We start from the raw sequence: 12,041 nt of genomic DNA, 5'->3' as shown, positions 1-12,041 counted from the left end.
GAAAGCTAACAGACATCATTCATCTTCAATCAATTGATGTGATACGATTTTTCCTTCTTTGGCTTCCTGTATTCTCCTGATGAGTTCATCTGATTCCTGCCGGGTAAGTCCATTCTCATCCCGTAGTGAAAAATCAACGCGCTGATCACGTACAGCCTGCCTGATCATTGCCAGTACAACCGAAGACATTGTAAGCCCAAGCTCATCACACAGCGCATTAAACGCAGCTCTTGTTTTCCTGTCAATCTTAAAGGTAAAGTTTGTCATTTCATGATCTTCAGTCATGCGCAATTCCTCCTATCAAAGAAAGAATAGCTATAATGAATGTGTTATTCAAGGCTTTAATATGTGTTTCTTATGTGTGATTTGCTTTTATATACATTTACCACACATTGCCAAGATAAACCCATGAAAGGTATTTCTGTGCACATTTCTGCAGTTCCTTCATGTGATCTACATCCGTAGCAGGCAGCTGATAATGATATCTTGGGAAGTATCTGCTCAGATGCAGAGGAATCTCTTTGGACAAAGATGCCAGCCAGGATGCCTCTTTCTCAATGAATGCTTTACTGTCATTTTTACCGGGAATCACAAGGGTTGTCACTTCCAGATGACACTTGTCATATACATAGGCAATGGCCTGTTTTACCAGATCCAGGCTGCCATGCAGGTCCTTCTGATAGAACTGTGCATCTCCTTTAAGATCAATATTCATCGCATCGACATATGGCATCAGTGTTTCCATTACTTCATGTGAAATACAGCCATTGCTCACCAGCACAATCTTCTTTCCCTGCGGTTTCAGAATCCTGCCACAATCACGGATATACTCCCAGCCGATCAAGGGTTCATTGTACGTAAAGGCAAGGCCGATACTCTCCGGATGGGCCATGACAATCTGTGCCAGCTGATCCGGCATGACTGTTCGATAGTCCACATGATGTTCATCCACCATGGAAATCGTACTGTTCTGGCAGAACGGACAGGCAAGATTGCAGCCATAGGAGCCAACAGACAGAATCAAAGAACCGGGATAATAGCGCGCAAAAGGCTTTTTCTCAATAGGATCCATGGCAATGGCGGTCAGCCTGCCATAGTTATCACACACATTCTGCCCATGGACATTTCTTCTTGCCCGGCAGAAACCTGTCTTTCCTTCCATCAGATGGCAGTGGTGCATGCAGTAATCACATACAATCTCAGACATGGCGTGTCACCGTGAATCTCTGCAGCAGCACATGATCACTGTCCGGATCAATGCCGCCCTTCTTACAGGCAATCTGTACCTGCTGCTTCACACTGTCCACACCATCCAGATCCGGCAGCAGCAGACCTCTTCTGCCATCACGGGTAGAACAAATCACACCATACTTCTTCACATCCAGATCGTGCATCTCACAGGATTCCGGCTTACTTAATACATCCACACTGATGCTCAGATACGGCAGTTCCTCTTCCTCTACAGGTGTAAACCTTGGATCTCTGGAACATGCCTCAATCGCATTATGCACAATCTCCTGGGCAATATTCTCTCTGACAGGAAGAATAGTGCCAATGCATCCCCGTAACATATCATCCTTATGCAGTGACACAAACACACCAGCTCTGCCGCTCATTTCTTCTGGCACTTCATGCACTTTCAATACCTTTCCATCCCTGACATACGTCTCAATGGTCTTTCTGGCAAGCGATACAAAGGCATCTTCCTTAGCCTTTTCACCCTCTACCTTTGCCTGCTGATCAGCCAGATACTGCTTCAGAAAGTGCCGGTTTTCATCTGCACCTTCCCGTTTGACATGCACAACGCCATAACCAATGCCAAACGGTGCTTCATGCGACCATTTCTCACACGACACATCATAGCCATCAAAAGCACCAGCCATGATCGTAAAGCTGCGGTGGCCGCACTCCATCGCTGCATCCAGGAAATTTGGATCATAGGCAAGCAGTTCCCCAAAGTTTCCCGAAGCCATCGTCTTCATGATCCGATCATCATACACACTGCCTTCCGGATGGCAGCCATAGCTGGATCCCGGCATGCAGTGAGAAAGATCACCGCTTGCCACAAAGACGGCTTTCCTGCCAAGCATTTCTGCCGCCTTCTCCAGATACATGCCAAACTCATAATGCATGGCCAGCGAGAAGCCGGACAGTGACAGACGCACAAGCTTATACCCGGTATATTTCTGATTGATGTAATACAGCGGCACAATCGTGCCATGATCCAGGAATACATCCCGGTCATACTCTGTACCGCACGGAAAGTCAGGATCCTTCACCTTCTGCAAGGCATCAATAAACTCTGTATCATACGATACTTCCATCTCAACATTGGCACCAAACCGATGCAGATCACCATAGGCCCGCTCTCCACCAGAAACGTTGAACCAGTCCCGGTACAGCACTGCGTGCGGACTGGAAAGAATGATCAGATCCGGTGCAATCTCTGCAATCCTCTCTGCCACTTTCTGATAACCGGCAATTGTTGCTTTACACTTATTGGTTTCCGCATGGCCAACCTCAGGCACAGCAATCGGCGGATGCGGTACCATAAACCCTTCCACAATCATGCCATCACCTTCCTTCAGACTCATTATAATCTGTTTAAAAGCAGCAGATACGATATCCAGGATGCCCGAAAATAAAAAAACTAGACCGTTGCCAGCAGCAACCGTCTTACAAAAACCTATTGGTTTTTTGATGTGGTTAAATCTTACAAGATTCGTTTCTGTGCGTCAACTGTCTTACAAAGAAACTGGAATACACGCTTAAAATTGAAAATGATCGTTAAACCATTCCGCATGATTATGCATTCTGACGCAAATACATCCAGTTCACTGCAGCACAGCCAGAAGATTCCCTGCACAAGTATCAAGATCTTCCTTGTCATACAGATACTTGTCAGCTTCATTCTTGAAAGTGGAAATGGTCTTACTGTTTTCCAAGGCTGGAATCATGGCAGAAAGGCTGCCTTTATTCTTTGTGATCTGATCTCCGGCCATGGCTTCATAGCTATCCATCATATGATTGTCCTGCAGAGTCTTCAAGGCAGTCTGACTGACCGGCACACCCTTTTCCGTGCCCTGCAGCTTTGCCATATCCGGATCATTCATCATGAAATTCAGCAGCTCACCAGCTTCCACCGGATGATCGGTATACACATTGATGGCAAACATCGTGGCCGGCTTGATATGCCAGCCTGTTGTGTCCGGTCCATTGAGACCAGGCATCTCACCAAGCACAACCTCATTGCCATTTCCGGCAAGATCATCACAATACCGGCTGGCATCAGAACTCCAGCAGCCCGCACCTGCGGTCTTGCCTGAAACAAACGAAGTCGCATCAAACTCATCTACAGACGGAATGACTTTTTCATCAATCATGCTCTTATAGAACGAAAGCATGGCTTTCATTTTATCCGCATCTGCACGCAGAGTACCATCCTGCTCAAACAAAGGCTCACCATAGGTCTGCTGGTACCATGCGGCCAGAGAAAGGATCAGCTGTTTCTTGGTCAGGCCAAGGGGATAAATGCCATCCTGGCTCATGACTCTGGCTGCCGCAAACAGGTCATTCCAGGAAGAAGGAATGGACAGGCCATAGTGGTCATACAATGTCTTGTTATAGAAGAATGCCGTCGTATTATAGGCAATCGGCAGGGCATTCAGCTTTCCATCCACCGTACCAAAGGCCAGATCTTCCTTGGAAAAGTTGGAAAGATCAACGACATCAGCAAGCTTGTTCAGATCATAGTAGCCATCACCATCCGGTGAATACTCTGCCAGCCAGTTATAGTTAATCTGCATGACATCTGCGCCTTCATGGCTTGCCATGTAAATCTTGTTGCGCTGTTCAAAGCCATCCCACACACCATACATATGGGAAACCGTAATCTCCGGATGCTGTTCATGAAAGAGCTCCAGTCCGGATAATGTATAGGCATGACGGTCATCATTGCCCCACCAGGACATCGAAATCTGCACAGTATTTTCATTACTTACAACGACTGTCTTCTTTGTACCTGCGCAGCCTGACAATACCATGGCAATGACCACTATTCCTGCGACAACCCATTTATGCCATCTTTCAGTCATCATACGACGCTCTGCCCTTTCCACTCTGCTTTGCCTCATACAGACTGTGATCAGCCTTGCGGTACAGATCATCAAAGGAATACTCACCAGGTCCTTCCACAATTACACCGGCACTGAAAGAGATCTCACCCTTCTCATGTGCAAACTCTCTGGCAAAGGCATCATACAATGCCTGCATCAAAGCATGCACTTCCTGCTCCACCTGTTCTTTGTTTTTATCTGTATATGCCGCAAAGGCCGCAAATTCATCACCGCCAAGACGGCCAATCATGTACTCTTTGGGCAATACCGCCTTCAGAATCACAGCAGTCTGCCGGATCACTTCATCTCCGCAGGCATGGCCCAGCGTATCATTGATCTGCTTGAAATGATCCAGATCCATCATCATAAAGACATTGGCCTGCTTGCCTGTATAGGAAGAAAGTTCTCTGGATACCATGTCTTCAAAGGTCTGTTTGTTCAAAAGGTCCGTCATCAGATCATGGGCTGCCTTGTCAGACAGATCATCGACCATGCCATTCATGGATCTGCCCATCCGCAGATAAATCAGCACACCCGCTGCCAGCATTATCACCGCAACACCTGCCACCGTCCAGATCATCCGGATACGCAGTGCATGATTATCCTTCATCAGTGTCTGCAGAGGCATTGTACATACCACCCGCCAGCCATTGCTGCAGGTATTGCTGTTAATCAGAGTATTATCGGAAAGCACTGTAGCACTGCTGTCCATACTGGCAATCACATCAGAGATACTTTGATCCAGCGTTTCACCAATCTCACTGTCATTGGAAGAATACAGAATCTGGTTGTTTCCATCCACCAGCCGGATGGTCATATCCTGCAGCTGTTCCGGCAGTTCAAAGACCGTCTCCAGCTCTCTGCCATAGAATGACACAATAGCAATGGCATGATCATTCAGCCGCTTGGCATAGTACAGCCGGTCCACATTGCCCTGATGGCCAAACGACCACCCATCCATCGTCTTTTCACGGGTAATGGAATCCGCAAACTCCTGGTACATGCCGCCATTTGGAAACATGGCATTGGTCACTTCCGAAATCATGCCGACATTTTCATCATTGGCATACACAATGCCAAAGTCAGAAAAATTCTCTGTCAGGCCAAGCCGTACAATTTCCTTCTCAATCTCGTCCTCACTCTGAATCTTGTCATATTTGCTCAAAGAAGAATCACTGGCATCAAAGGCATAGTATTTCTCATCAGAAAACAGCAGGGAAACAGTGTTCTCCACCTTATCCAGGTAAGATTCAATATTCAACTGCAGCTGCCGGCTGTCTGCTGCCACCAGATTGGAAACATAGTTCTGCAGCGTATCACTGGTCCGCTTTAAAAGAATCCCCGTCACCACAAACGACAAAGCCGTCATGATCACGGCAAACAGAACAAGTTCACCCAATTGTATCTGTCTGATTTTCTTATTCATCTTCCTGCTGTATTCACTCCCCCAAGAATATCAAGCTGCCTGTCTGAATAAATGGTATTACAATCCACATAGATGGCAAGACAAAGACCTGCTGTTGTCTTCTTCTATTCCTTGTCACCTTTGCCAAAATGACTCAGCATTTCATACACAGCACGTGCAAACGTATCCCGGCTGGTATTCTTTTCATCAATCATGGTGCTGTCAATCACCGCAGTCCCTGCAAACTTCCAGCCTTCCACCTCACGCAGGCCAAAGATCCTTGTGCGGATCTCACCTGTCAGCTGCGCAATGTCTGCTTCCTTTTTATTCTGCAGCAGTAAGAAGAAATGGGCACCGGCAATGCGGCCGATCACATTTTCACGTCCGGCCGCCTCACATAACTGCTGGCCAATGGCCTGCAGAACTGCATCGCCTGCTTTCTGGCCATAGGTATACAGAAACAGCTGATATTCCGGAATCGATACATGCATGAGTACAAACGGCTCATCATGTTCCCAGAACTGGCGCAGATACAGACGGAAGCTGTACAGGAAGCCAGTTGTATTGGCAAGTCTGGTAACCGGATCCACCGTCTCAATCTGATCCAGTTTGCCCGCCATCTGCAGAATCTCATCCTGATCAATGAACCAGCCCATCAGGCCAATAATCTTCCCATCCAGATAAATCGGCATCTTATTGGCCACAATGGTATGCTGGACACCCTTGGCAATACACGTGCCGATCTTCTGATATACCCTTCTGCCATGCTGGATCACATCCAGCTCATCATCACGGAACGGTTCCTTCTGCACATGCCAGTGCATATCTTCATCTGTTTTGCCAATAATATCATCCACGGAAGAAAAACCATAGTAGTCAAGGAAACTCCGGCTCGCACCGACAAACCGCCTGTTATTGTCCTTCCAGAAGTATTTGGGGTGAGCATACAGCTCCTGATTGCGCCAGAGAACCGAACGGGTGATGCCCTTGCTCACGGCATCCTGAATATTTTCCCGGCCGTCATCATGTTCAATATTTTCATCGGTAATCTGCTGAATCGTCTGCTCATCCAGGCCAGCCGGAATCATGACATTCAGAACCTTCTGCCCATTGGTAGAAGGAATATTCATGAAAATGTCCTCTTTCCAGGCAAACTGTCCATCTTCATCCAGAACCCTGAGCATTGTGCTCAGCATCTTATGCTTATCTGCCTGCAGACGTTCTCAGACAGTGTATCCAGATTCAAAAAGGCCTTTGCCCTGTCCTGATCCGGCGGATAGACAAATCCGGCAATCCAGTCATAGACTGCCTGAGAAGCAGATATGCTTTTATCACCGGTGCCAATGGGTTGATCGGAAAGAGAAGATTTCACGCCATACATGGTCATTGATGAAAGATCATAAACAGCAATATCATCACAGATGAAATACAGATTTTCAAAGTAGTCCGCATTCTGCTGGAATTCCGTCTTGGTATCCACATCGATGTATCTGATCTGCATGGCATAGATATCATGGTCTTCATAGCTCGCTGCCACATATCCGCTCAGCTGCAGATAATGATTGCCGGATGGGAAGGTAATGGTCTGAACACCCGGCAGTTTGCGCAGCTGTTCATTGGCAAAACGGCGGTAAAAGTCATGCATCAGATTATCCGGTGTATTGATGATATGAAACCATGCCGAAAGATCCTTCATGCCTGCTTTCTTCAGCACGTTCTCATATGCCTCGTTGATAAACACGACCCGCATGCTCTGGCCATCATCCTCCACCACGCACAGCGTCGTATCTGTCTGATAGTCAATGCGGCCAATGTCATCATAGTATTTCTTCCAGCTTAACGGCTCGAGACCCATGGCATGGCTGTGACAGAACACATCAAACACAGATCCCGCCATCGGCCTGCCAAAATAGAAGCCCTGAATCTTCTCACAGCCGATCCGGCGCAGGAATTCATACTGTTCTTTTGTCTCAACACCCTCAGCCAGTGTCTGAATGCCGATCCGCTTGGCCATGCGCACAATATCTTCCAGAATGATTCTGGCTTTCTTTGATGCAGTGGACAGAAAGCTCATATCAATCTTCAGCTCATCAAAGTCAAGATCCTTCAGGGCACCAAGGGTCGAATATGCCGTACCAAAATCATCCATCCAGACCTGATAGCCAAGGGCATGGAATTTCGTAATGCAGGAAGAAAGAAGAGACTGCTGGATAAAGGCACTCTCCGTGATTTCGATGTTAATCAGCTCACGGGGTACCTGATACCAGCTGGCAATCTTTTCAATTCTCTCCACGACATCATCATGCAGGAAATCACGGCGGGATAGATTGATGGATACCGGAATGATCTGTTCTGCTTTCTTATCAATCAGGGTATGGAAATCACGGCAGACACATTCCATGACATACAGATCCAGATCAAAGATCCTGCCGTTTTCTTCCAGAACCGGAATCAGATCACCGGGAGAGATCATGCCATAGTCAGGATCAATCCAGCGGCACAAGGCCTCGGCACCGCACACCATGCCTGTCATACTGCGCACAACCGGCTGATAATAAATGTTGATCCAGCCCTCATTCATTGCCTGTTCGAAGTGGGACAGCAGATAGCCTTTCATATCCGGCAGTTCTTTGTTGATATCGTTCATACTCTCCTCCTTCAGACCAGCACTATGATGGAACAGATCAATGGACGTGCATAGTCGAAGTTGAACAATGTTACACTTCTGAAACTGCAGATCATCTGCCGGCAATTGATTCAATGCATGAAACCAGGTCTGTTATCTAATCAAACTCTGTTACCTGCATCATAGCAGAAATCCAGTCTGATAGCGAATCTGCAGAAAGAAACTGCCTATCGTGAAATGCAAAAAACCAATATTGTTCAATTTGATGATATGATGCAGACAGAAGATCCAACAGGAGGCACTGATGAAAGAGCTCAATATTCATGATCTGAAACTGAATCCATTTGATCTGGTTGGCAAGGACTGGCTTGCCCTGGCCGCTGGCAATGAAGCAGATGGTTACAATGCCATGACAGTCGCATGGGGCCAGCTTGGCTCCATCTGGAAGCGCAATGGCCATCCCGGCTGTCTGCCCACTGCCATCTGCTATGTAAGGCCAAGCCGCTATACCAAACAGTTTGTGGACAAGGAGGAACTGTTTACGCTGAATCATTTTCCTGCCCAGTACCGCAAAGCACTTGGCTATATCGGCTCTCATTCTGGAAGAGATGAAAATAAGCTGGAAAAAGCAGGACTGACACCAGTGTTCACAGATGGCACAACCACATTCCAGCAAGCTGATCTTATCTTTGTCTGCCGCAAAATCTATGTACAGGATCTGCAGGAAGAATGCTTCACAGACAAAGAACTCATCGATACAAACTATCCCCAGCGTGATTTCCACACCATGTACATCGGCGAGATTCTGAAAGTGTACAGTCAGGAATAATATGATTCTCAACACCGGAAGCCGGACTGACATTCCGGCTTTTTACAGCAAATGGTTTTACAACCGGGTGAAGGAAGGTTTTGTGTGTACCAGGAATCCCTACAATCCAAAGCAGGTAAGAAGGTATCAGATCAATCCTGATGTTGTAGATATCCTTTCCTTCTGTACCAAAAACCCCGGACCAATGCTGTCACGCATTCATGAACTGGATGCGTACAGGCAGTTCTGGGGTGTTACCTTGACGTCCTATGGCAAAGATATCGAGCCCAATGTGCCTGATAAGCATTTGATCATCAAAGAGATCCAGGCATTGTCCAATGCCGTTGGCAGACAGGCTGTATCATGGCGCTATGATCCCATCTTCATCACTGAGAAGTATGCCATCGATTACCATCTGCGTGCCTTTGAAACAATCTGTAATGAATTACAAGGCTATATCAGCTTCTGTGTCATCAGTTTCATTGATCTCTATGCCAAAACAAAACGAAACTTCCCGGATGTCCAGGAAGTTTCATTCCAACAGCAGGCATATCTTGCAGAAAGGATGTCTGCCATCGCCTCCGCCCATGGCATCCCGATACGGGCATGCTGTGAAAGCCAGTCACTGCAGAAATATGGCATCATTACCGATGGCTGTATGACACGCCAGGTACTGGAAGAAGCCACAGGCTGTCATCTGACTGTGCCTAAAGGCAAAACGGCTGCCAGAGCACAGTGTACATGTCTGCTTGGGGATGATATCGGTATGTACAATACATGCGGGCATGGCTGCCTGTACTGCTATGCCAACTACGATAACAATATCGTGAAAGCCAACATGGCAAAGCATGATCCGGATTCTCCCTTTCTGATTGGCAACTATCAGAAAGATGACATCATCATTGATGTGGACCAGAAATCCTGGGTGAACCGCCAGTTATCATTGTTCTAGAAGAAATGCCACCTGATCATCAGATGGCATTTTTGTTATGCAAGATGTAATGACTGGATATCGATGTTATAGATGACGTCTTTGCGTTCCACAATGACGCGCATCTTGCTGGCAAGATCCTTTTCCTGCTGGATATGCAGCAGTAATTCTCTGGTGGGATTGATTGCCGTAGGATAGCCGGTATTTTCAAACATGGTCAGATCGCCATTGGTATCGCCATAGGACCAGCACTGGGACAGATCCAGATCATACTGCTCTGCCAGTTCCAGCATGGCTTTCTTTTTAGAGACACCATCCCACATTGGCACCACTTCACCAGTATATCTGCCATTCTCATCTGTCTTATAGATCGTGCCGCGGAAATCATCGAAGCCATGCCTGGCTGCCATTTCCCGCACCAGCTCATACGGTGAACCAGAGATGGCAATGACCTTGTGGCCCTCTTTCTTATGACGCTCAATTTCACTGCGGGTAAACTGATACACACGGTCACCCTTCTGTTCAATGACCCGCTTTGCAATCAGATCAATATGTTCATGGGAAATGCCGACAATGGCTTCCTTGAAGATCTCGACCATTCTCTGCAGATAATCATCATATTCACCCTGTCTTCTGTCCCAGGCATTGAAGGCAGGCTGCACATCGTTGTACCAGGCTGAGCCATGGATGATTTCATGCGTAATGAGCTTCTTGAACAATTCTGTAATCAAGGCTTCCCGGTAGATCGTACCGTCAATATCGAAGAACGCTGCTGTATTCATACGGCCTCCTGATTAATTCTTCAAGCTGTGAATCGGTGAAGGAATACGGCCGCCGCGGTGTACCATGACATCCGGTTTTACCGTACGCACCGGCATGATCGGGCCATAGCCCATCAGACCGCCGAAGTTCAGTGTCTCCCCGGCTTTCTTGCCAATAGCCGGAATCAGACGGCAGGCCGTTGTCTTGTTGTTGATCATGCCAATGGCAGCTTCATCCGCAATGATTGCTGAGATTGTTTCAGCAGTTGTATCACCTGGCACAATAATCATATCCAGACCAACCGAACATACAGCTGTCATTGCCTCCAGCTTTTCGATGGAGAGCACGCCCTTTTGGGCCGCCGCAATCATGCCCTGGTCCTCGGATACCGGAATAAAGGCACCTGACAGGCCGCCAACCGAACTGGAGGCCATGACACCGCCCTTTTTAACAGCATCATTTAACATGGCAAGGCAGGCTGTGGTGCCCGGTCCGCCGCATGTTTCCAGACCGATTTCTTCCAGAATCTGTGCCACAGAATCACCGATGGCAGGGGTCGGCGCAAGAGAAAGATCCACGATGCCAAATGGCACGCCAAGTCGCTTTGAAGCAACGGTGCCAACCAGCTGGCCCATTCTGGTAATCTTGAAGGCGGTCTTCTTGATCACTTCGGCAATTTCATCCATGGTAGCATCTTTGCCCGCCTTGCGGATGGCCATGCGGACAACACCCGGGCCGGAAACACCGGTATTGATGACACAGTCAGGCTCACTGACACCATGGAAGGCACCTGCCATGAAGGGGTTATCCTCAACGGCATTGCAGAAAACAACGAGTTTGGAAGCACCGAAGCAGTTGTTGTCTGCGGTCTTTTCAGCGCATTCACGCACCACTTTACCCATCAATGCCACGGCATCCATATTGATGCCGGCTTTGGTGGAGCCGATGTTGACACTGGAACAGACGATGTCTGTGGATGCCAGAGCCTCCGGAATACTTTCGATCAATGCTTTATCACCCGGGGTCATGCCTTTCTGGACAAGGGCACTGTAGCCGCCGATGAAGTCAACACCGACTTCCTTGCCGGCTTTATCCAGCGCTCTGGCATACTTGACGGGATCGCCGCCGCTGGCTGAAACAAGCAGTGCAATCGGGGTAACACTGATGCGCGTATTGACAATCTGAATGCCATACTGGGCACTGATATCCTTTGCCGTCTGTTTCAGATTCTTTGCTTTGCTTGTGATCTTGGCAATGATGCGCTCACAGGAGCGGTCAATGTCACTGTCCGCACAGTCAAGCAGGGAAATGCCCATAGTAATGGTACGAATATCGAGACACTCCTCATCAATCATGCGGATGGTCTCTAAAATCTTCTCACCGCGTTCACTCAT

General features: G+C 47.7%; 11 protein-coding genes. 2 read left to right on the top strand and 9 right to left on the bottom strand.

Translation table 11 applies throughout. The annotated features are described in order from the left end of the window. Window positions 1-15: 15 nt before the first annotated feature. The 7 genes from SOI44_RS02440 to SOI44_RS02410 all read right to left on the bottom strand — a co-directional run bounded on the left by SOI44_RS02440 (window position 16) and on the right by SOI44_RS02410 (window position 8,167). Complete coding sequence (locus tag SOI44_RS02440; protein ID WP_331347651.1) at window positions 16-285, bottom strand: type II toxin-antitoxin system RelB/DinJ family antitoxin; 270 nt, start codon at window positions 283-285, stop codon at window positions 16-18. Between the two features lie 97 nt (window positions 286-382). Further along, window positions 383-1,207 carry an AmmeMemoRadiSam system radical SAM enzyme gene (gene amrS, locus SOI44_RS02435; RefSeq protein ID WP_331347650.1) on the bottom strand — a complete coding sequence of 275 codons (825 nt, stop codon included), beginning with the start codon at window positions 1,205-1,207 and terminating at the stop codon, window positions 383-385. Further along, on the bottom strand, window positions 1,200-2,594 hold the full coding sequence (amrA, locus tag SOI44_RS02430; protein WP_331347649.1) for an AmmeMemoRadiSam system protein A: 1,395 nt from the start codon (window positions 2,592-2,594) through the stop codon (window positions 1,200-1,202). Before amrA ends, amrS begins: the two co-directional genes overlap by 8 nt. A gap of 240 nt (window positions 2,595-2,834) precedes the next feature. After that, window positions 2,835-4,097 (bottom strand): ABC transporter substrate-binding protein, encoded by a 1,263-nt coding sequence (locus SOI44_RS02425; RefSeq protein ID WP_331347648.1) that lies wholly within the window; start codon window positions 4,095-4,097, stop codon window positions 2,835-2,837. Then, window positions 4,087-5,541: a sensor domain-containing diguanylate cyclase gene (locus SOI44_RS02420; protein WP_331347647.1), complete on the bottom strand. Its 1,455-nt coding sequence runs from the start codon at window positions 5,539-5,541 to the stop codon at window positions 4,087-4,089. The genes SOI44_RS02425 and SOI44_RS02420 overlap by 11 nt, the downstream gene beginning before the upstream one ends. A 104-nt stretch (window positions 5,542-5,645) precedes the next feature. Beyond that, on the bottom strand, window positions 5,646-6,716 hold the full coding sequence (locus tag SOI44_RS02415) for a diguanylate cyclase domain-containing protein (protein WP_331347646.1): 1,071 nt from the start codon (window positions 6,714-6,716) through the stop codon (window positions 5,646-5,648). Next, window positions 6,710-8,167, bottom strand: coding sequence for an EAL domain-containing protein (locus SOI44_RS02410; RefSeq protein WP_331347645.1), 1,458 nt, complete (start codon window positions 8,165-8,167; stop codon window positions 6,710-6,712). Before SOI44_RS02410 ends, SOI44_RS02415 begins: the two co-directional genes overlap by 7 nt. 283 nt (window positions 8,168-8,450) lie before the next feature. Here SOI44_RS02410 and SOI44_RS02405 point away from each other — a divergent pair, with 283 nt between their 5' ends. Together SOI44_RS02405 and SOI44_RS02400 are read left to right on the top strand one after the other, a co-directional pair. After that, the gene (locus tag SOI44_RS02405) at window positions 8,451-8,975 is read left to right on the top strand and encodes a flavin reductase family protein (RefSeq protein WP_331347644.1); all 525 of its coding nucleotides are present in this window, start codon (window positions 8,451-8,453) and stop codon (window positions 8,973-8,975) included. Between the two features lies 1 nt (window position 8,976). Next, window positions 8,977-9,906, top strand: coding sequence for a DUF1848 domain-containing protein (locus tag SOI44_RS02400; RefSeq protein WP_331347643.1), 930 nt, complete (start codon window positions 8,977-8,979; stop codon window positions 9,904-9,906). Window positions 9,907-9,941: 35 nt separating this feature from the next. Here the strand turns inward: SOI44_RS02400 and SOI44_RS02395 are convergent, their stop codons facing one another. Then, window positions 9,942-10,667, bottom strand: coding sequence for an HAD family hydrolase (locus tag SOI44_RS02395; protein ID WP_331347642.1), 726 nt, complete (start codon window positions 10,665-10,667; stop codon window positions 9,942-9,944). Window positions 10,668-10,679: 12 nt separating this feature from the next. Next, on the bottom strand, window positions 10,680-12,041 hold the full coding sequence (locus tag SOI44_RS02390) for a PFL family protein (protein ID WP_331347641.1): 1,362 nt from the start codon (window positions 12,039-12,041) through the stop codon (window positions 10,680-10,682).

The sequence above is a fragment of the Lactimicrobium sp. genome (assembly GCF_036453465.1).
GTDB lineage: Bacteria > Bacillota_I > Bacilli_A > Erysipelotrichales > Erysipelotrichaceae > Bulleidia.
This window is presented reverse-complemented; position numbering and strand designations above follow the sequence as displayed.

Coding starts and splice junctions, on each gene's coding strand:
- SOI44_RS02440 (WP_331347651.1), bottom strand. CDS start 285: ATGACTGAAGATCATGAAATGACAAACTTTACCTTTAAGATTGACAGG.
- amrS (WP_331347650.1), bottom strand. CDS start 1,207: ATGTCTGAGATTGTATGTGATTACTGCATGCACCACTGCCATCTGATG.
- amrA (WP_331347649.1), bottom strand. CDS start 2,594: ATGAGTCTGAAGGAAGGTGATGGCATGATTGTGGAAGGGTTTATGGTA.
- SOI44_RS02425 (WP_331347648.1), bottom strand. CDS start 4,097: ATGATGACTGAAAGATGGCATAAATGGGTTGTCGCAGGAATAGTGGTC.
- SOI44_RS02420 (WP_331347647.1), bottom strand. CDS start 5,541: ATGAATAAGAAAATCAGACAGATACAATTGGGTGAACTTGTTCTGTTT.
- SOI44_RS02415 (WP_331347646.1), bottom strand. CDS start 6,716: ATGCTGAGCACAATGCTCAGGGTTCTGGATGAAGATGGACAGTTTGCC.
- SOI44_RS02410 (WP_331347645.1), bottom strand. CDS start 8,167: ATGAACGATATCAACAAAGAACTGCCGGATATGAAAGGCTATCTGCTG.
- SOI44_RS02405 (WP_331347644.1), top strand. CDS start 8,451: ATGAAAGAGCTCAATATTCATGATCTGAAACTGAATCCATTTGATCTG.
- SOI44_RS02400 (WP_331347643.1), top strand. CDS start 8,977: ATGATTCTCAACACCGGAAGCCGGACTGACATTCCGGCTTTTTACAGC.
- SOI44_RS02395 (WP_331347642.1), bottom strand. CDS start 10,667: ATGAATACAGCAGCGTTCTTCGATATTGACGGTACGATCTACCGGGAA.
- SOI44_RS02390 (WP_331347641.1), bottom strand. CDS start 12,041: ATGAGTGAACGCGGTGAGAAGATTTTAGAGACCATCCGCATGATTGAT.